Raw genomic sequence first — 20,609 nt, forward strand, 5'->3', positions numbered from 1 at the left:
GGGCTTATTTACCTATGGTGTACACTTTAAAGCCAATTTGTAATAGTTTTTTCCTGTCAACCACATTACGGCCGTCAAATACAAAGGCCGGCTTGGTCATGTTGGCATAAATTTTCTCCCAATCGTAGGTTTTAAATTCATCCCACTCTGTCATGATGGCTATCGCATGGGCGCCTTTGCAGCACTCGTAGGCATTATCAAGTACAGTAATCAATTCAGCGTTCTTTGATTCGGACCGGGTATGCAGATAGTTCAGATCGCCCAGTATCTGTGTTTCAGAAACTTTTGGATCGTATACAGATACCCTGGCTTCCTCGTTAAGCAGGTCATCTGCAACAAAAATTGCCGGTGATTCGCGGGTATCGTTGGTGTCTTTTTTAAACGCCCAACCCAAAAACGCGATCTTTTTGCCCGATACGGTATTGTAAAGCGTTTTTACAATTTTGTTTCCGAAACGTCTTTTCTGATGGTCGTTCATGATGATCACCTGCTCCCAGTAATCTGCAACTTGTTGTAAGCCGTAAGAGCGGGCTATGTAAACCAGGTTGAGGATATCTTTTTGGAAGCACGAGCCACCAAAACCTACTGATGCATTTAAAAACTTAGGACCAATGCGGCTATCGGTACCAATAGAGCGGGCCACTTCTGAGATATCTGCGCCAGTGTGCTCGCAAAGCTCTGATAAGGCATTGATAGAGGAAACCCTTTGGGCTAAAAACGCATTAGCGGTAAGTTTTGATAACTCAGAAGACCAAAGGTTGGTGGTTAATATCCGCTCTCTTGGTACCCAGTTAGCGTAAACATCAACCAAAGCGTTCAGGGCTTCCTGGCCTTCTTCGGTAGGGTCGCCACCAATTAATATACGGTCTGGGGCGTGCAGGTCCTCAATAGCGGTACCTTCTGCCAAAAACTCGGGGTTTGATAGTATCTGGAACTGAACGCCGTTGCCCGTGTTTTGCAAAATGCTTTTAACTGCTTCTGCCGTTCTTACAGGCAGTGTCGACTTTTCAACAATAATTTTATCGGTAGTTGATACCCTTGCAATTTGGCGGGCGCATAGTTCAATATACTTTAAATCGGCCGCCATACCTTTACCTGTACCATAGGTTTTTGTAGGGGTATTTACAGATATGAAGATCATTTCCGCTTCGGCAATAGCTTCGTCAACCTTGGTAGAAAAAAATAAATTTCTTCCCCTGGCTTCAGCTACTACTTCCGGTAAGCCGGGTTCGTAAACGGGTATGTTATTGGTATCCGCATCGTTCCAGGCATCAATACGCGCCTGGTTCAGGTCAACCACAGTAACTTTAATATTCGGGCATTTTTGTGCAATTACCGACATGGTGGGCCCGCCAACATAGCCAGCTCCGATGCAACAAATTTTAGTAATCTTTTTACTCATATGCAATTTACTATAAAAGGGCTTTGCTAAATAATTAGTTAATTAGTTTGCTTTAATGTTCAACTTATAAAGGTTAATTTATAAGTTGAACTTAAGCTGGTTATACTTATTTTATTACAATTTGAATAGTTAATTAAAATCTCCTTACGAATGTCCTGATCTTTGAACCGATAGTTTCTTTATCTTTATCTGTATAGGTGTTGTATGAGCTGTAGTAGCTGTTTGTATACCCATAGCCGTAGTTAAACTGATCGCGTTTGATACCGTTAAATACAAGCGTGAATTTAGGGAATCGTTTAGCGTTGTCAACATCGTTGATAAAGGTAAGCTCATCTTTAAGCGTATGCCCTTGTCTGATCATGTAAACTACGGCGCCTGCTGTACGCGCTATAATGTAAGAATCGGTAACGAGGTGTATTGGCGGCGAATCTATCAATACGTCATCGTAAGTTTCCTTAAGCGTATTAATTAATTCGTCAAGCTTATCTTTCTCCAAAAGCTCTGATGGGTTTGGCTGGATAGGGCCGCAACCTAAAACATCAAGCCCCGGGATACCAGAAGGCTGAATAAGTTTTTTAATATCGTGGGCGGTTTCTGCCAGGTAATCGCTGATACCAGCGTGTTCCGGCGATAAGCCAAACACGCCCGATATTTTTGGTTTACGAAGATCCATCTCCAATATGATGGTTTTCCGTGACGCATAAGCCAGGGTAACGGCAAGGTTGGAACTTACAAAGCTCTTACCCTCGCTACCAATACTTGATGTAAACAACGTTACACGGCCTTTATCGCTATGCCCGTGCAAGTGCGACAAGTTGGTACGCAGCACACGGAACTGCTCACCAATAGCGAACTTTCCACGGCCCTGTGTTACCACAATAGGTGTAGTATCTTCCTGGTACGAAAGCTCACCCAGGATAGGTACGTTAACCGCGTCTTCAATTTGTTTACGGTTGCTTATACGTTCGTTCAGGCTTTCGCGGGCATATAATAAGCCTATCGGCGCGGCTAAGCCAAATAATAATGCAAGCGCGTAAACTATTGATGGTTTTGGCCATTTGGCTTTGCCGGCGTGGGCATCATCCACAATTTCAGAATCTGAAACAGTAGAGGCGTACCTTAATGAGATGGCTTCGCGTTTTTCAAGCAGGAAGGTGTAAATTTTTTCTTTACTTGCTTGTTTACGTTTCATGGAGGTGTACTCACGGTCTTGCTCAGGGATCTTTTTAAGCCCTGCCTGTATGCCACCCTGGAAATTCGCTATTTGGTTTTTGATGGCAACCTGTGATGCCTTCATAGCCGATATTTTATCCTTAAATGCTTTGCGTAATGCATCTAACTGTTCGTTTACCGAGTTAAACATCGGGTTAGATTCTGGTATAGTTGCCAGCATATCCGATTTTTTCAATTGAGCAACGGTAAGTTTTTCATATAAAGCCATTAAGCTCGGGTCTTCTAAATGCGCGCTTGTTGGTGGCAGGGCACCGGCGTTTTTGGGGTTATCTACCCATTTTTCTATACCTTCTAAAATGCTAAGCTGTAGGTTGGCTTCATTACTTGCTTTAATGTTTGCCTGGCTAATATCCCTGAAACCCTGGCTCTGTGAAGCAATATCCGTCATGCTCGAACTGCTTTTGAATATTTCAATTTGTTTCTCGTCAATATCAAGGTCGTGGTCAAGCGAATCAAGCCTAATGGTAATAAAGTCGATAGCTTTTTGCGCATCCTTATTTTTAGAAGCCATGGCGTCTTCTTTATATTGGGCCATCAGCTCGTTAAGAATATCCTTACCACGGCTTGGCACCTGGTCAGATGTAGAGATGTTTACAAAAGGAGCATCTTTGTTCTCCAGTTCCACCTTTACTTTTCCCAGGTAATCATCAGCAACCTGGTCTGGGTCGTTCACTGTAATATTAAGCGTTGCTCCTTTAAAAGAGTTAAAGTTTGCCGTTGGTGTTAATTTCCATGTACCAAAATCACTTTTTACAGGGCTTCCGTATGCAAAATCTTTGTCCCCATTCTCATCATCAACTAATGTAAATGAGTTGGCATCTTTAATAACTACTTTAATTTTCTCGCCTTTCCCGTCTATCGTGCTGTTTGCTTTAATAAACGCGAATGTTAAAGGTGTTTGCTTATAAAGGTCGGTTTTTTTGCCATCAATTGTTGATTGATAGTTTACCCAAAGCTGCAGATCATTAACAACCTTGTACATCAGCTTTTTCGACTGCATCACCTCTATTTCGTTCTCAACAATAACCGGGGTGCTAATTGGGTCTAAATTTGCATCCTGGCCGCTTTTATTGATAACGGTACCTTCTGAACTGGTTGGACCCTTAAATTCAAGAGTTGCAACTATCGGGTAGGTAGGTTTTGTTACTTGCAGGTAGAAGTATGCACCCACAATAAATAAAATTACTCCCAATACAAACAAGGGCCAGTGAAATAGGTATTTTTTTACAATGTCGCTCGATGCCGAAGTGTCGGTATCGCCCGTTGGTAATGTAAAGGCTTGTACTTGAGTTTTTTGCTTGCTCATATATTTTATATATAGTATGTATTATCTGGTTAAAAGGATGGCAATTATTGACAAAACAGAGACTATTATGCCCGCTCTTTGGAAGGTAGATCCATCGTTAGCTGCACGTTGCTCATTTGGCGTTACATAAATAATGTCATTTTTTTTAAGGTAGTAGTACGGCGAATTAATAAAGTTTTTTGATTGAAGATTCAACGGAATATAAAGACGCTCGCCATCAACCTCTCGTATCAGCGTTATTTTTCTTATACCGGTTATATTTAAATCTCCTGCTAAACTTAAAGCTTCTAAAACGTTAGTTTTCTCATTGGTTATATAGTAAGTATTTGGCAATTTCACATCGCCTATAACCGATATTTTGAAGTTTTGAAGACGAACGTTAACACTTGGTTTTGTTAACACCGTGCTTAACTTCTCTTCCAGATCATGGCCGAACGCTACTGTACTCATGCCGGTAGCTTTTACTTTGCCAATAAGCGGTAGCGAAACATTGCCTTCATTGTCAACATAGTAACCCACAACGGCGTTTTCTTCCGAACTGGTTAAATTACCGGTAGGGCCGTAAGGGCGCTCCAAATTGTAATTAAACATGGCAGATGCTTCCAGGCTTAAACTTACAACGTGTATACCCAGTAAATCGCCGTTTTGAATAGTGAGAGGAGTGTAGTTTGAAATTTTCTCCCGCGAAATGGAATCCCTGTTCAAATCCAGTAAGTAAGGGATGTTTTTGTAAGATGTACAAGAAAAATTAAATAATATTAGTACAGCTGCAAAAAAAGTAAATAGGTGTTTCAATTTCATATTTTGTAATTTAACGATAGATTTAAACTGTAGTGATGATTTGGCATAGTAGGCAATATGAGTAATAGTTTTTAGTTAAAAAATATTAAAAACGAAATGTATTAATAAGCATGGATTTAAGCAAAGCGAGATTTACGACGGCTAAATTAAAGGTAGGGGCCCAATAAATTTCTTTTATGCTGCCTGCCATTCTCGTTTGCTTTGTTATTAATTTACTGATGCGAAAATAACAAAAAATATGAAATGATGAATTTTAAAAGTTTTTTTTTGCGTAAATTATAGTTTATTCGCCTTTATGTTTACGAATTTTTAATTTTGAACACATTTTAAGTTAACTCATCTTTTAACTAATAATTGGTTTTTATGCCTTTTCCGGTTAATATTTTGGCCAATGCCGATGACTTTGGATACAGCGCATCTGTAAACAAGGCTATATTATTTTGCTTCGAAAATGAATATATTAACAGTGCTACGCTCTTAACAAATACGCCGGGGTTTGACGAAGCCGCGCAACTAACGCGCGATAACCGCTGCGTTAAAAATATAGGGATACATGTTAATTTGGCCGAGGGGAAACCCCTGACAAATGTAGGCGAAGCCTTTTTAAATGCCGAGGGTTGCTTTAACTTGCAAAGAACCGGTAAAGCCTCCGCCTTTTTTACACAGGCAGAAAAACGTGCGCTTACAACGGAAATAAGCGCTCAAATAAATAGAGGCCTAAGCCAGGGTATAGCCATTAACCACATCGATTCGCATTATCATTTACACACTTTACCGGGGTTGTTTAATTTGTTTTTGCATACGGCAGGGCAGTTTAAGTTAAAAATGAGGCTGGCCCAAACGTACAGGGAGGGGAGTTACCTTAAGTTTTGGTACCGGCAGTATGTGAATAGCCGGATTACCGCGCGCAAACTTAATTATGCCGATAGGTTTGAAACTGTGAACTATTTCTTATCGCAGGGCCGGTTGTTTAACGGGGATCAAAATACAGAGATCATGCTGCATCCGGATTTTGACGCCGACGGCAGGCTTACCGACCATTTTGATGCACCAACCATGTTGGATTGGTTAAATTATTTAAAGCAACTGCCAAACGGTTAAAATCGTATATAAGTATAATGGGCGGTGATATTATTTCAATTATTGAGTTTAAATGCGCTTTTTTAACGTTTTAGCTACTTATTTTAATTGTGAAAAATTGTTACAATACTATATATGTCTACAGGATACTTTGTTATGTATCTGAATATTAAATAGTTACAAGTAATTAATGCTAAATTTAGAATGAAAATTCATTTTGGTTGTAAATTTTATAATTTTAAACCCTTATTAGCTGTTAATTTTAATTAATAAATTGGCAGGGAAGATTATTTTTGACGGTTGCTTATATAAATGATGCCGGCCGGTTGATAAATGAATTTAATTAATGATATATAAAGCATTTTTTATATGTTTAACGAATGTGTTATATATGAATGGTATTCTTATTCCGAAGCATGTCAGATTTACTTACTTTTTAAAGAAAAATGGATAAATACCAGACTTTAAAATTATTCGACTATTCTATTTTTACCTCGAGCTTAGATCAATTTGATATTAACCAGGAGTCTAAGTGCGTTATTAACACGCTAAACCAGTACTGCTACATTATTGCGGAAAAAGACGCTGTGTACAAAAAGGCCCTGGTTGAATCTAATTTGCTGCTTCCGGATGGGATTGGCATTGTTGGCGCTGCAAAAATTCTGAAGCAGGCCCGTATCAAAAAAATTGCCGGGGCCGACCTGCACAACTACCTGCTTAAAAAACTTAACAAAACCGGCGGGAGTGTTTTTTACCTCGGTTCTTCTGAAGAAACGCTTGAGGGCATTCGCAAACGCCTCTCGCTCGATTACCCTAATATTAAAGTAGGTGTATACTCGCCCCCCTTTAAAACAAAATTCAGCGATGCCGATAATGCCCACATGGTAATGCACATTAACAAATTTAAGCCCGATGTGCTTTTTGTTGGTATGACCGCTCCAAAGCAGGAAAAGTGGGTTTACGCGCATAAAGATGTACTGGATGTAAATGTAATATGCTCTATTGGCGCCGTGTTTGATTTTTATTCGGAAACGGTTAAACGCCCCAGTAAGTTTTGGATAAACTTAGGGCTGGAGTGGTTTATACGCCTTTTGCACGAGCCCAACCACCTATGGCGCCGTTATTTGCTCTACGGACCTGTTTTTATTTACCTGGTACTGAAAGAAAAGCTTACCCTGATGCTTAAAGGGCAAAAACAATTGGCAGATAATTAAATATTGCTGCCAGCTCCCCGCTTTTAACGAGAGAAGGCCAGTCCCCGGGCCGTCTTCAAATTAAATTCCAATAAACTTTCCGGTAACTTTTTTGGCTATCGCCCGTTGTGTATACATCATACCCAAAAACATTCAATCATGTTTATACCCAGGCTGCTCTATTTTTTTGCTGTAATTATACTTGTAATGGCGGGTATAACCTCCTGCGGGCCGGGTAAGGTTGGTTCATATCAAAAATCGGGACCGCTTGTATTGCGGGGCCAACATGATAAGGTTATAACCAACCTGGATATTACAGGCGATACCGCCGATTGTATCTTATTGGTTAAATGCTACAACATCACCATAAAAAACTCGCGCTTTCATCACTCAACAAAAAATGGAGTCACCATTTTAGCCGGACACAATATAAAGGTGGTCAACTGTTACTTCGAAAAACTGGCAACTGGCGTTTCCGCCACCGAAGGCGAGGGGATAGATATCAGCCATAACCGCTTTAAAAATATGCAAGGGCCATTCCCCCGTGGGCAGTTTGCCCAGTTTGATGCTGTTTATGGCGCGGACAACAAAATTAATTATAACACCGGCGAAAATATTGCCGGCCAAAGCGATCCGCAGGATGCCATTAATGTATATAAAACGCATGGCACAGCCACAAGCCCTATACAGGTGATTGGTAACCATATCCGGGGCGGCGGCCCAAGCAAGGCTGGTGGCGGCATTATGCTGGGCGATAATGGCGGCGCGTATATCATAGCAAAAGATAATATTTTGGTAGATCCCGGGCAGTATGGCATGGCCATAGCAGGCGGCAATCACATCAGCATCATAAATAATACCATATATGGCCGCAAACAACCGTTCACCAACGTGGGGCTATACATCTGGAACCAGCACCAAAGCGGCTGCCTGCTAAACACCATTGCCGGCAACAAAGTAAACTTTACCAACGCCAAAGGCGCGCCAAACGCAGGCTGGAACCAGGGTAACTGCGGCCACGTTGCGGGTTGGGAAAGCAATGTGTTCAATGCCCCGATAGACGCCACCATCCTCCCCAAGGAAATTTTGACCGTGCTGCAATAAAATGCGCCTTAAAAGCGATAATGTTGCCGCTTTATATAAATTTGCGGTAAGCAGTAAATATTAATGTATAATACCCCACAACACCACCGCTTAAACTACGCCCTATGCTTCCCCTTATAAAAAATAAGGTACAGGCCTTTTGGAGGCAAGGGAACGAGCGCAGCCTGCAGGTAAAAAAGAATATCATCTACACTTTTTTAATACGCGGGCTTAGCGTATTGATAGGTTTTATGCTGCTGCCGCTCACTATTAATTACCTCAACCCAATGCAATATGGTATATGGGTAACCATAGCATCGCTGGTGGCATGGATAAACACCTTTGATATTGGGTTGAGCAACGGCCTGCGTAACAAGCTTGCCCATTCGCTTGCTCTAAACGAGGAGGAGGCCGTTCACCGCGATATCAGCACCACGTATGCATTGCTTTGTTGCATAGCTACCGCCGTTTTTGTGGTGTTTTACGGCGTAGGGCTCTTTTTTAACTGGAACTGGCTGCTGCGCGTACCGCCTACGGTGACGTTCGATCTGTGGCCCGTGTTGGTTATTACACTGGCATCTTTTTGTATCCAGTTTATATTACAGCCGGTAAACAGCATCCTTTTGGCCATGCATCAGCCGTTTAAAGCATCGCTGATATTGCTTTTTGGGCAGGCGCTTACCTATATATTAATTTGTGCGCTCTCTTTTTTCACCAAAGGCAGTTTGTATATGCTGGTTTTGGTAGCATCGGGGTCGCCGGTGCTGGTGCTGCTGCTGGCCAATATCTACTTATTTGCAACCAGCCTCAAGAGTTTTATGCCCCGGTTTAAGAACGTATTCCTCAAAAACGCCAAAAGCCTGATGAATGTAAGCGGCGCGTTCTTTTTTATACAAATAGGAGCGCTGGTACTTTACGAAACTGATAACGTAGTGATCTCCCGAATACTTGGTCCGCAGGATGTTACCACCTTTAATATCCCGTTCAAGTATTTTTCGGCAATAAGTATTGTTTTTTACATCATCATAACCCCGTACTGGAGCGCTTTTACGGATGCTTACGCCCGGCAGGATTTCGACTGGATCCGCGCATCTGTCAATAAGCTCCGCAAGTTTTGGCTTGCCGCCGTAGGGTTAGCTTGTGTTATGCTGCTATGCTCGGACTTGGTGTACAGGTTATGGATTGGTAAAGATATAGCGGTACCGTGGATGCTTTCGCTATCTATAGCGGTTTATACCATATTACAAACCTGGATGGTGATCCACGCCTACCTGCTGAATGGTTTGGGCAAGCTACGGGTGCAGCTGATACTGGTAGTAACCACCGGCATTATCAATATACCACTATCGGTATTGCTGGTAAAACAGGTGGGATTGCCCGGCACCGTATGGGCAAATATTATTGTAATGCTTATTACCAATATATTTATCACCTGGCAATGCAGGCTCATTATGGCCAACAAAGCAACCGGTATCTGGAATAAATAATGCGCTAACCCGTAGAGAAGCGATACTTCGCGTCTTTTTTTGACCGGAATTATAACGACGTGATAGTAACGGATCTACCCGTTGACTACTACACTTTTTTCTTCTTTTAGCTTACGCACCTGGAAGGTAACGCCTGTAATAAAGAATACGATAAGCAGCATTAAGCACGATTTTATTTCGGAAGCGTCCTGGCTGGCAGCGATAGGTGCAGAGATAGGCAGCCTGGTAAGGGTTTCAACAACGGCGGGTATCATCGAAAAAAACAACGTTCCTGACATTAGTATGGTTTCTACATATTTGGCCTTGTTACCAAGTATACGGAACGACCTGGAATAAATGGCCAGCGGGATCATGATCAGTATCATTACTCCTAAACCGTGAGCGCCCGTGAAATGCCCTGTTTTCATGATAGGGAAACCGGTAATGCAGGTAATAACGGTAAAGATGGTGTACCATTTGCCTGCGCCTTTAAGCGGGTTTATTTTATCGAAGCGGAATGCCGCATAAAAACCAAAAAATAAGGCCACTATACTGATAACAGTGTGAACAATCCCTAAAACTGAAAGATGATTTGGCATGGTTGTGAAGTTTAAGGTGATAGATAATATTAATTATAGCTAATATATAGTATTATTAAATATTATACAACCTTTGGTTGCAATTACCGTAAACCGGCGCTTTTAGCGGCTGCGTCGCTTGCTTTGGTAGGGTATTATTTTCAACGGTATTGCTTAGCTTTGGCTATAGACGCGTAACAATGGATAACCAACCAAAAATAAGACCCGAATGGGTGCCGGAAGCATATAAGGAACAGGCGGACGATAAAAACCAGGCGGTGAGCCTCGTAAAACATTTCGGTAGTGGCAATAACGGTTTTACGTGGGGAGTACGCAAGCGGGCAAATAGGAAGCGGATTTAAAACCTAAGCATTGCATGGGGCGTGGCAACTCCGGCGGCAATGGGTTATTTAACAGGTGACGCGTATCATTCTTTAGTGTGCCTGCTATCACGGAACGCTCCTTATTTCTCATCTACCTTTGAATAAAAAAGGTACGATCATGAAAAAACTTACATCTCTGTGCTTCGCAATAATTATAGCCTTCGCGGGTTTAACCGTTTTTGCGCAACAGCACCAAATGGCACCCCAGCAAATAAATATTGACGGCAAAGGCGGCATATTTAGCCACGATGGCACCAAACTTGGCTATATAGACCGTGACAATGTGGCCCGCAACAACGCTGGCAACAGGGTGTATGCAATAGATAAAAATGGAAACATTGTTGACCCTAAGGGCAAGAAACTTGGCAAAGCTGGCAAAAATGGCGTTTACTACAACGTAGCCGGCGAAACTATCCTCACGGTTAAAGACCTGGATGCCGAAAAATGCGCCATTTTAGACCCCCAAGGCCATAATTACGGCACTGTGCACAAAAACTACAAACAACATGCCTGCGCAGCCCACTGTTTCTTTTTAGCAAAGGCAGGCAAAAAATAATATTGTTTTGATGTGATGGTGGATGAAAGGCCTCCGGTTGTTTTGTATGGCCGGGGGCTTTTTGCTCAATACTTTTTGGGGCAAGCCGCCATTTTAACCGCATCTTTAAAAACCAAACCGGCCAAACCCCGCCCGCCTGCAAAAATCAAGATATGATACAAAAAAACCAGGAGCGTTCTGCACGTCCTGGTTCCTGATGTCTTGTATCTTGATTCTCTAACCGCTATTCATTATTAAATTTCACCCCATTCAGCCTCGCGGGGTTGCCTGTAAATACAATATACAGGTCTTCCTTGCCTTCGGCGCCGGTTACGGGGATCCGCAGGGTGTTTAGGCCTACATAGCTGCCGGTGAAGTTGCCCAGTACTTTGCCGTCTGCCGCGCCCGAGCGGATCTCTACTGTGCCCGGGGGATCGGTTGCGCGACCACGTGGGAGTAATTTCAGTTCGATGTTTTTAATATTGGTAAGGTCTACCTTGTTGAATTTAAGGTAGGCGCCCGGCGTTTTTACCACTACGATGGTGCTGTCCCGGTTGTAGGCCATTTCTTTGGATTCGTTAGCCTGCGATGGAGTTAACAGCGAACCACGCAACACCAACAGGTTTTCGGTAGTTAAAGCTGCTGCGGAAGCCGTGCCCCTGTCAGTATACGATGCACGGAAGATGTAGCTGCCGTTATCGTTTTCGCCTTTTGGGATCGTTGTGGTGTAGGTACCTGTTACCGGCATCGATTTTTGCGTTTTCTGCGGCGTGGCTGTGCTCAAAATATAACGTACGATGCTGCCCAGTTCGTTATTGGTTAAGGCCGGATGGGCTGGCATCTCGGCATGCCCCCATGTACCCGAACCACCGTTTTTTATCTTTTTACTCAGGGTGGCAACTGCCGATTGGTCGTTTTTGTACTTTTTGGCTACTTCAATAAAAGATGGGCCAAGCACCTTATCTTTCACCGAGTGGCAGGCCCTGCAATCGCTTTTGGCAATGAGCGCTATACCTGCTGCGTACCTTGCAGTGGCATCAACACCCTGTTGTTTTTGGGCTATGGCGGTCATGTTATACCCTTCGGATAAATAATTGGCACTTACCGAAACCTGCGAAGCGGCAATGCGCTTGTTGGCCAGGCTGCCGTCTTCCTTATCGCTTACATTTATTTTGTAGGCGATGGTTTTGTTGGGGAAGAAAAAGCTGCTGTTGCCCTTTGTTACGGTTACAGCAACCACGGGTGGCTCGTTACCGGCTTTTACGGTAAGCGATTTACTGTTGGTTGATCCTTTCAGATCGGTAACCGTCAAGGTTGCTTTATAAATCCCAGGCGTGCTGAACGTTACCGATGGGTTTTGCGTTTTAAATGTTTTAAAGGGCTTGCCGCCCTTGGTCACCTTCCACTCGTAAGTAAGCACATCATCGTCGTCAAAATCTTTGGTGCCGGCAGATGACAGGGCCACTGTTAGCGGCAAGGCACCCGCCGTTTTGCCGGCTGTTGCCTGTACCTGCGGCTTGCGGTTGCCGCCATTATATTCTATACGGATCAGCTCCGCTTCGGGGTTGTTTTTAAAATAGCCGTTACCGTATTCCAGCACATACAAGTCGCCTTCGGGGCCGAACTTCATATCGATAGGACCGCGCAGGCGCAGTTCCGGCAGGAAGCGTTCCATGGATTTGTATTCGCCGTTCTCGCCAATCTCTACCACGTTCACCCAGCCGCGTACCCAGTCGGTAATCAGCCATTTGCCTTCATAATAATCGGGGAAGGGGCGTTTGGCGTTCTTAAAGTCGGCCTTGCGGAAAATAGGGCCGCCAACCGCGCTGTTACCGCCGGTTTCCATCAGCGGGAACTGTGTGCTCACGCCCTTGGCATACCAGATAAAGGCAGGTGTTGCAGGTGGCAGCTCGGTAAGTCCGCTGCTGTTTGGCGAATGATTCTCCGGGTGCTCTGCATTAAACAGTTCGCCCGATTGTTTGGTGCCGAAATCGTACTTGCGGTAGGCTTTGTTATCGCCCACAAAATAGGGCCAGCCATAGTTGCCCGGCTTTTTGGCCTGGTTAAACTCATCATATGACTGCGGACCGCGTTTTTCGAAATCGTCCTTCGAGCCATCGGGGCCAACCTCACCCCAGTACAGCCAGCCGGTTTTGCTATCAATAGTTAAGCGCCATGGGTTGCGGTTACCCATGGTATAAATTTCGGGTTTGGTTTTTGGTGTGCCCGGGGCAAACAGGTTGCCTGCCGGCACGGTGTACGAGCCATTTGCTTCGGGGTGGATGCGCAGGATCTTACCCCGCAAGTCGTTGGTATTGCCAGATGATTTCTGCGAATCCTCCGGCGACATGCCCGGCCGCTCGTCCAGCGGACTAAAGCCATCACTCGCTCTCGAAAACGTATTATCCCCCGTGCTCAGGTACAGGTTCTTGTCCTTATCGAACAGCATCCCGCCGCCTACGTGGCAGCATTCCTCGCGCTGGGTGGGTACATCAAGCACTGTTTTTTTGGTATCGCGCAGTATCTCTTTGCCCAGCCAGGTATAGCGCTCCAGGGTGTTTTTGGCCACATCGCCGACGGGGGCGTAATAAACGTATATCCAGTGGTTGGTATCGTAGTCGGGGTCCAAAATAATGCCTTGCATCCCGTCCTCGCCTTCGCTTACTTCGCCTTTTTTGCTTACATATTTGGTGCTTACGGCAAATTCGGCTATTACGGTAATTTTGTTGGTGGCAGGGTTGTACACCTTTATTTTGCCTTTGCGTTCGGCGTAGATCACGCGCCCGTCTTTCATGATCTGGAACTGCATCGGCTCCTCCACGCCCTGGGCCAGTACCACTTTGGTGAAGCGGTTGTCCTCGGGTTTCTTGGCGGTTTGTGCCCCGGCAGACGCCGCGCACACTGATAATATTAAAAAAGCAGGCAGCGCTTTTAAAAGGTTTTTAGGATTAAACATGTATATTAATGTGAGATGAATAGCTGAGTAAATTGATTTAGCCAAAGTAGGGATTTTTAGTATAAATACATGTAACATTTTTATTTAGTTGATTTTACTAAATGAGAATTGGGGAGGGTGAGAGATGGGGGTTTTGAAAAGCAGGTGCAGTGGCGTTTGGGTTAGGTTCGGCCCCGCTTTCTGTACAAGCCGCTGATAGAAGCGGGCTTTTCCGCCAATCGGGTTTAGGTGGGAGGGGGGTTGAGCTAATATATTAAAAGCCCAATCAGCCGTCCACGCCTGGTTGCAAACATTTGCGAGCGTCCACGCTTGCGGATAGCGACGGATTAGGAAAAGCCAAACACGTCAGCGTGGACGCTGCCAAATTTATACAGTCAGGCGTGGACGCCTGACCGGGCGGGGTAATTTACTTTAAAGGACAATTTCTCTTTATTTTTTACTTAAAAGATCATTAATTATTGAAGTTACTTTCCCTTCAAAATCATCATTGTAACCAACAAATACATTTCCTATTTTTCCTTCTTTATCAATAAAATAAAAAGTCGGAAAACCTGTGACATGGTATGATTTCATAACCTGATCCGCATTAATATAACCTGTATATTTGATTTTATAACGTCTCTCGAAGTCGAGAACAGCCTTCTTACTATCCCTTTCGGTTAGGCTTGCTATAATCAAGTCTTTGTTTTGGTACTTTTCATATATAACATTTAGTGGCTTTATTGAAGCCATGCACCCTGAACAGCCAATGAAATAAAAGTCTAACACTACTACTTTACCCTTTAACTCACTTAACGAAAGCTTTTTTCCATTTGCATCATACAACGTCCAGTCAGGCGCAGTAGTCCCCACGGCTAATAAATCAGGTGTTATTTTATTTACGGGAGGCTTAAACCCTTTGGGTATTACGAAACTCACAATAGTAATATCTGCTCTGTCCAACTTATAATCAAAATATTTAGTCTCATCGTAATAATCGTTCACAGGTCCGTTATATTTAGATCTTCCTTTAATTGTAATCAAACTGGGTAAACCTGTTTGTTTATTAATGTAATAATGCCTATTTGAGTACAAATGATCGTTATTGTCGAGCGTATCGTATACGTTTGCAATAAGATGCGAATTGGTAACGCCATTGATAATCGTGTCTTTAAGCATAGCTATTTTAAATGGTCTTTTATTAAAACGATCTCTCAGAAATTTTAGGCCACCCATAAGTGATCGGCTATATTCGGAAGAGGGCCTTTTCTCGAGGGAGAATGTACTGTCTTCGGGTGATAAAATATTCAAACCATCTCCATTGTACAAGTCTATCTTGTGAAACTTTTCTGTTTTGTAATCGGTTTCTATACTATACAGGTATCCATATAACTTGTCATGAGGCGCTTTTAAAAATAATTCCTTGTTGTGTGCAACTGTGGTGTCAGCGCTCATATCCCTTCGTTTGATTATAGATTGATAGCTAAAGTTATTATAGCTTTCTATTTTATTAATTAGATTTTCAATCCGGGAAATTTGTGCGTCTACTGCGCTGCTATGCAAAAATACAGTAAGGCAGAAAGCGGATTGAAGAAGTCTTTTAACAAAGCAGGTCAATGCCATTGATTAAGTTAGTTATTGATGACTTAGTAACTGTTTTGCTAAACTACAATGAAAATTAAGCTATTAGTTAGATGTGCCAGCTATTTAACAAATTTTAACCAATCAGTTATTGCGGTTATATATTCTCACCAGGCTTTCCACTTTCGATTACTTACAAACAGAAAAGTAAAATTCTACACGCTTGCCGGTATGAGAGGATTAGAAAAGCTGAACACGCCAGCGTGGACGCCATACCTATAGAGGTTAATCTTCCTGATTTTCTCCCTCATTCGCCTCTTCCGGGTGCTCTTTAAAATATTCGCGGGCTTTTTTTAAGCCGGTTGCTATGGCGATGCCTTCGTCGCTGCTTTCTTTCAAAATTTCGTTGGCAATTTCTACTGCCTTTTGCCGCAGCTTTGGCGGTTGGTTTTTGTAAGATGGCGGGTAATCTCCGTTGTACCAGGGCATAAAACCTCCTTTTGAGGTATCAACAAACAAAAAAGCACTTTGGTTTAATTTCATGTCACCGTGTTTGTGAACAAGAGTAATGTCGCAGTTTATTTTTAAGAACAAAAACTGCCTAATAGTTAATTTCGTAATTTCCATTGGGAGCGCAGAAACCTAAGCCTTTATTGTTAAATCGTAAACTGCCTGCGCCTGGTTATATTATGAAATACAATGGAAAAGTGCTGGCGACGGTTATTCGCGAGCGCCGGCTGCAATTGAACTACTCGCAGGATTATGTGGCCGGGAGATTAGAGATGTCGCAAAACGCTTACAGCAAAATGGAACTTGGGCAAACCGGCATTACGTTGGGCAAGTTTATTGTTTTATGCGAAGCGCTGGAGATAGACATGACGGATATGCTGGCCCTGTACCGCCAAAATTTAAACAGGACACTCGGCTAAAACATAGCGCTGTGTACTTAGATGTACGTCGCGGAAACCGGGGGGCCGTTAATTCCGTAATTTATTAAAACCTGGTTATTTAATACTTGTTCGGCATTCTAATTATAAATCAAAATATTAATGTTTAACGGAAAATTACTGGCAATGGCTATCCGTAGCCGCCGATTGCAGCTGAACTACACGCAGGAGTATATCGCGTATAAATTAAACATGTCGCAAAATGCTTACAGCAAGCTGGAGCTTGGTTATACCGCTGTTACCATAGGGCGTTTTGTAGAGATCTGCAGCGCGCTGGAGGTGGATGTGTATGATATGCTGAAACCTGTTTTACAGGTGGCCTGATAAACGGGCTGAGGTCGCGCAAGTTCCCCAATACCTAAAAGCATCCCTACTTTTTATTTCTAAAAAATTTCTCATAAAACTCTTGCACATATCAATTCTATTCCATTACTTTGAATAACAAAGTACTTTACATGGAAGATAAAGATCTGATCGCCGAAATTAGTTCCATCCGTAATATCATGGATAGGAGCACCAAGTTTATTTCGCTAAGTGGTTTATCTGGCGTTATGGCTGGTATATACGCGCTTGTTGGCGCTTGGCTGGCGTACAAACTGCTGTATGTGACCGATGATTCGTTTATTGTACGCGGGTACTACAGGCTGCTGGAAGAGCGCCTTATTTTAATTGCAATGGCGGTGCTTTTCTTGTCGGTACTTACCGGGGTATTGCTTACGTTGCGCAAAGCCGGTAAAAAAGGGCAAAGTGTTTGGAACCAAACCAGCCAATCGCTGTTATTGAACGGTGCACTGCCACTGGCTACCGGCGGCGTCTTCTGCGGTATAATGCTGTTACGCGGGCATTACGAGGTAATTGCACCATGCACATTAATTTTTTACGGCCTGGCCTTAGTTGCGGCAAGTAAATATACCTTTGGCGATGTAAAATGGCTGGGCATATTTGATATTGCGCTGGGTTTGCTGGCTGCCGTTTTCCCGGGCTACGGATTGTTTTTTTGGGCCTTTGGCTTTGGTGTACTACACATTTTGTATGGTACTATTATGCACTTTAAATACGACAGGTGAAAGTTACCTTAACTAATTTTGATAAAGCTTTTGAGAACCGCATACGCCTGCAAATAATGAGCGTACTGGTAGCTAACGAGAGCTACGATTTTAATTCGCTGAAGGAACTACTGGATGTTACCGACGGCAACCTGGCATCGCACCTTAAAGCGCTGGAAAAAGAGGAGTACATCACGGTGAACAAATCTTTTTTGGGGCGCAAGCCAAACACGCGCTACGTGGCTTCGGCATTGGGTGTGCAGGCATTTAAAAAACACCTGCAGGAACTGGAAAATTTAATAAGGCAGCAGCGAGGCTAATTTTTTTTACACTATAACTTTGAAAAACAAAGTACTTTTAATAAATAAAAAATGAAAAACATCGGCACCTATTTACAGCAGGATAAGGTTACTACAGCAGGACTGGGGCTTATCGTTCTCTCGGCTATCATATTCGTATTAACGGGCATCTACGGCCATTCAAATGCAGCCTTTGGGGCCTTTATTGGCAACTATATCTTATCGCTTGGTGTATTGGTAGCGGTTTTAGTGGTGACCATTCAAAAGCATGGCTGGCGGTATTCGCGGGGTAAAGCCGAGCACACGGTGGTAATGCTGGTGCTTTGGTTCATCAGCGCATTCGCCCTCAACCGCGAGATGAACGTGTTTGATGATAGTGCCGACTGGCTAAGCATTTGGGTGGTTGTGTCATCTGTGGCCTTATTGCTGGCCATGCGCTACCGGCTGCTTGGCGGGATCCCTAAATATTTTACCTTTTTTTTACTGGGGGCGGGGCTGCTGCTTTTCGTGTACTATGCCTTTTACCTGCTGCCGCTTTATTTGCTTAGCGTTATCGGCATCCTGGCCATCGGCATTTCACTGCACACTTTTATACCGCTGTGTTTGGGTATCATCACCACGGTTATTATCATTAAGGCCAGTCGGGACGATAAGGCGGTGCTATATACCGCTATAGCCGGTTTTGTGTTGCCGGTGATGGCCGCCGGGGTGTTCCTGTTTTGCTGGAACCAGCACAGCCAGCGGATAAACCATATCATCAATCAAAACACCCTCAACGAAGGTAAGCTGCCCGCCTGGATCGCCGTGAGCAGGGAAATAGATAAATCTCCGGTGGCCGAGCGTATCCTCAAAGCCGGGCTGGTGTATCATGAGGTTTCCTCAACAAGGAATTTCTTTTTCGGGGGGATGCCGAGCCAATCGTTCGACGAACGCAAACAGCACGACCCGCTGGTGGTACTGGCCACCCTGTTTTTTGAGAAGCCCAACCTGGACGAAACCGAACGCATCAATATCCTCAAGGCCATGTACAATAGCCGCCACCAAGCACAGGACAGGCTGTGGAGCGGCGATAAGCTGCAAACCATCAGCGTTATCAGCAATGTAAAGCTGTACCCCGAGTACCGCCTGGCCTATACCGAAAAAACGCTCACTATCCGCAATAATTCACAATCGAAATGGAGCAACCAGGAGGCCATTTACACCTTTCACCTGCCTGAGGGTTCGGCAATAAGTTCCCTGTCATTGTGGATAGACGGGAAGGAAGAGAAGTCGAGGCTTACGACAAAGGCGAAGGCAGATTCGGCCTACAAAACCGTGGTGGGCGTTGAACAGCGCGACCCATCAGTGGTCCACTGGCAGGAAGGTAACACCATCAGCGTACGCGTTTTCCCCTGCGGTACCGAAGAGAACCGCAAATTCAGGATAGGGATCACCAGCCCGCTGCGGTTGGATGGCAAACGCCTGGTTTACGAGAACGCATGGTTCGACGGCCCCTTTGCAACAACGGCCCTGGAAACCCTGCAGCTGAGTTTTAGCCGTAAGCCTGCGAATTTGGACCTGCCCGCCATATTTAAGCAAACCGGCGATACCTACACAGCCGACAGGACCTACCAACCCGGCTGGAAAATTAGCTGCGACGCGCCGCCGCTGACGAACACTGCTTTCGCTTTTGCCGATACCGCTTATAAGGTAAGCAGCTACCAGCAACAGTACGAAAGTTTTACACCCACGGCGGTTTACCTGGATGTGAACAGGGCCTGGACAGCGGAAGAATTTAAAGTGGTTTACGCGAAGCTGCAAGGCTTGCCGGTATATGTGTATTATAATAAGCTGATAAAAGTGACCGACGATAACCTGGGCAGTTTATACGAAATGCTGAGCAGCCAGAATTTTAGCCTGTTCCCGCTGAACGAGATCAGGGTACCCGAGAGCGCCTTGCTGATAACCAAGGGTGGAGATACTTCGCCCAATCTTAACGATTTGGAAGGCAGTGCTTTTGCAACCGACCTCACCAACTATTTAAAAACGCCGAAGCAGATCCGTTTGTATAATATAGGCTTCGAGCTTAGCCCATATTTAAAGGCGCTGAAGGAACTGCGGGTGTTTGGCTACGCCGATGGCACAACCGAAGAATTGGCCGCCATGCTGAATAAGCACAGGTTTGTGCGCAACCAGGAGAACGACAGCACCGTGGTGATAGATAACGCAGGGCTGATGATCCAAAAAGCACCGGGGCTTAAAACTACCGAAGCGCCCGACCACCTGCTGCGCCTTTTCGCCTATAACGATATTATGAAAAAAGTGGGAGCCGATTACTTCAGGCATGATTATGTGCAGCCCCAAACCATAGCCGAGGCCGAGCAGGGTTACATTGTATCGCCCGTATCGAGCATGATCGTGCTGGAGACGGCGAAGGATTACGAACGCTTCGGCATCGATGAAAATAAGAACAGCCTGAAAAATGCTTCCATGAAATCATCCGGCGCCGTCCCCGAGCCACAGGAATGGATGCTGATTATCCTGGCCGGAACGATAGTGGGCACCTTTATTTATAAGCGGAAGAAAGCGGTGCCGCAAGTGTAGAACAAAGCGCTTCAAATTCCCCTCTCGAGAGGCATAGCCGTCAACTTAAGCCCGAAAAAATGTTTTTAGCGCAAGAATCGAAACATCAAAATTGAGCCAATTACTACAAAAGCTTAATTCAGAGGTATTTAATGAAGGAGTTTTGGATAGACTTGCTA

Annotated in this window: 18 protein-coding genes; 11 read left to right on the forward strand and 7 right to left on the reverse strand. The window is 44.1% G+C overall.

Features of this window, described 5'->3' with window-relative positions; all coding sequences use genetic code 11:
- Positions 1-4 precede the first annotated feature (4 nt).
- The 3 genes from ABIX36_RS26935 to ABIX36_RS26945 form a co-directional block, all read right to left on the reverse strand.
- Positions 5-1,402: a UDP-glucose 6-dehydrogenase gene (locus ABIX36_RS26935; protein WP_348085269.1), complete on the reverse strand. Its 1,398-nt coding sequence runs from the start codon at positions 1,400-1,402 to the stop codon at positions 5-7.
- 133 nt (positions 1,403-1,535) lie between these two features.
- Positions 1,536-3,941 (reverse strand): polysaccharide biosynthesis tyrosine autokinase, encoded by a 2,406-nt coding sequence (locus ABIX36_RS26940; protein WP_348085270.1) that lies wholly within the window; start codon positions 3,939-3,941, stop codon positions 1,536-1,538.
- Positions 3,942-3,962: 21 nt separating this feature from the next.
- Complete coding sequence (locus ABIX36_RS26945) at positions 3,963-4,742, reverse strand: polysaccharide biosynthesis/export family protein (RefSeq protein ID WP_348085271.1); 780 nt, start codon at positions 4,740-4,742, stop codon at positions 3,963-3,965.
- A gap of 363 nt (positions 4,743-5,105) precedes the next feature.
- Between ABIX36_RS26945 and ABIX36_RS26950 the strand changes: the two genes are divergently transcribed.
- The 4 genes from ABIX36_RS26950 (at position 5,106) to ABIX36_RS26965 (ending at position 9,585) form a co-directional block, all read left to right on the forward strand.
- Positions 5,106-5,843 (forward strand): ChbG/HpnK family deacetylase, encoded by a 738-nt coding sequence (locus ABIX36_RS26950; protein ID WP_348085272.1) that lies wholly within the window; start codon positions 5,106-5,108, stop codon positions 5,841-5,843.
- 425 nt (positions 5,844-6,268) lie between these two features.
- A complete protein-coding gene (locus ABIX36_RS26955; RefSeq protein ID WP_348085273.1) occupies positions 6,269-7,036 on the forward strand; it encodes a WecB/TagA/CpsF family glycosyltransferase in 768 nt (255 codons plus the stop codon).
- Between the two features lie 138 nt (positions 7,037-7,174).
- Positions 7,175-8,119 carry a right-handed parallel beta-helix repeat-containing protein gene (locus ABIX36_RS26960; RefSeq protein ID WP_348085274.1) on the forward strand — a complete coding sequence of 315 codons (945 nt, stop codon included), beginning with the start codon at positions 7,175-7,177 and terminating at the stop codon, positions 8,117-8,119.
- Between the two features lie 104 nt (positions 8,120-8,223).
- Positions 8,224-9,585 carry an oligosaccharide flippase family protein gene (locus ABIX36_RS26965; protein WP_348085275.1) on the forward strand — a complete coding sequence of 454 codons (1,362 nt, stop codon included), beginning with the start codon at positions 8,224-8,226 and terminating at the stop codon, positions 9,583-9,585.
- Between the two features lie 74 nt (positions 9,586-9,659).
- Here the strand turns inward: ABIX36_RS26965 and ABIX36_RS26970 are convergent, their stop codons facing one another.
- The gene (locus tag ABIX36_RS26970; RefSeq protein WP_348085276.1) at positions 9,660-10,163 is read right to left on the reverse strand and encodes a hypothetical protein; all 504 of its coding nucleotides are present in this window, start codon (positions 10,161-10,163) and stop codon (positions 9,660-9,662) included.
- Positions 10,164-10,342: 179 nt separating this feature from the next.
- Here ABIX36_RS26970 and ABIX36_RS26975 point away from each other — a divergent pair, with 179 nt between their 5' ends.
- Both ABIX36_RS26975 and ABIX36_RS26980 read left to right on the forward strand, forming a co-directional pair.
- Positions 10,343-10,504: a hypothetical protein gene (locus tag ABIX36_RS26975; RefSeq protein ID WP_348085277.1), complete on the forward strand. Its 162-nt coding sequence runs from the start codon at positions 10,343-10,345 to the stop codon at positions 10,502-10,504.
- A gap of 139 nt (positions 10,505-10,643) precedes the next feature.
- A complete protein-coding gene (locus ABIX36_RS26980) occupies positions 10,644-11,081 on the forward strand; it encodes a 5-fold beta-flower protein (RefSeq protein ID WP_348085278.1) in 438 nt (145 codons plus the stop codon).
- Positions 11,082-11,304: 223 nt separating this feature from the next.
- On the opposite strand, the gene ABIX36_RS26985 is transcribed toward ABIX36_RS26980, so the two are convergent.
- From ABIX36_RS26985 to ABIX36_RS26995, 3 genes are all read right to left on the reverse strand, one after another.
- Positions 11,305-14,016: a PQQ-dependent sugar dehydrogenase gene (locus ABIX36_RS26985; protein WP_348085279.1), complete on the reverse strand. Its 2,712-nt coding sequence runs from the start codon at positions 14,014-14,016 to the stop codon at positions 11,305-11,307.
- A gap of 429 nt (positions 14,017-14,445) precedes the next feature.
- Complete coding sequence (locus tag ABIX36_RS26990) at positions 14,446-15,618, reverse strand: TlpA disulfide reductase family protein (protein ID WP_348085280.1); 1,173 nt, start codon at positions 15,616-15,618, stop codon at positions 14,446-14,448.
- Between the two features lie 243 nt (positions 15,619-15,861).
- On the reverse strand, positions 15,862-16,119 hold the full coding sequence (locus ABIX36_RS26995) for a hypothetical protein (protein WP_348085281.1): 258 nt from the start codon (positions 16,117-16,119) through the stop codon (positions 15,862-15,864).
- Between the two features lie 146 nt (positions 16,120-16,265).
- Between ABIX36_RS26995 and ABIX36_RS27000 the strand changes: the two genes are divergently transcribed.
- From ABIX36_RS27000 to ABIX36_RS27020, 5 genes are all read left to right on the forward strand, one after another.
- Positions 16,266-16,505: a helix-turn-helix transcriptional regulator gene (locus ABIX36_RS27000; RefSeq protein ID WP_348085282.1), complete on the forward strand. Its 240-nt coding sequence runs from the start codon at positions 16,266-16,268 to the stop codon at positions 16,503-16,505.
- 120 nt (positions 16,506-16,625) lie between these two features.
- Entirely contained in the window at positions 16,626-16,847 is a 222-nt protein-coding gene (locus tag ABIX36_RS27005) for a helix-turn-helix transcriptional regulator (protein WP_348085283.1), read from the forward strand.
- A gap of 131 nt (positions 16,848-16,978) precedes the next feature.
- On the forward strand, positions 16,979-17,590 hold the full coding sequence (locus ABIX36_RS27010) for a hypothetical protein (protein ID WP_348085284.1): 612 nt from the start codon (positions 16,979-16,981) through the stop codon (positions 17,588-17,590).
- On the forward strand, positions 17,587-17,889 hold the full coding sequence (locus ABIX36_RS27015; protein WP_348085285.1) for a transcriptional regulator: 303 nt from the start codon (positions 17,587-17,589) through the stop codon (positions 17,887-17,889). The genes ABIX36_RS27010 and ABIX36_RS27015 overlap by 4 nt, the downstream gene beginning before the upstream one ends.
- A 51-nt stretch (positions 17,890-17,940) precedes the next feature.
- On the forward strand, positions 17,941-20,451 hold the full coding sequence (locus ABIX36_RS27020; protein WP_348085286.1) for an XrtN system VIT domain-containing protein: 2,511 nt from the start codon (positions 17,941-17,943) through the stop codon (positions 20,449-20,451).
- Positions 20,452-20,609 lie beyond the last annotated feature (158 nt).

Source organism: Mucilaginibacter sp. (assembly GCF_039925265.1).
In the GTDB taxonomy this organism is placed as follows: Bacteria; Bacteroidota; Bacteroidia; order Sphingobacteriales; family Sphingobacteriaceae; genus Mucilaginibacter.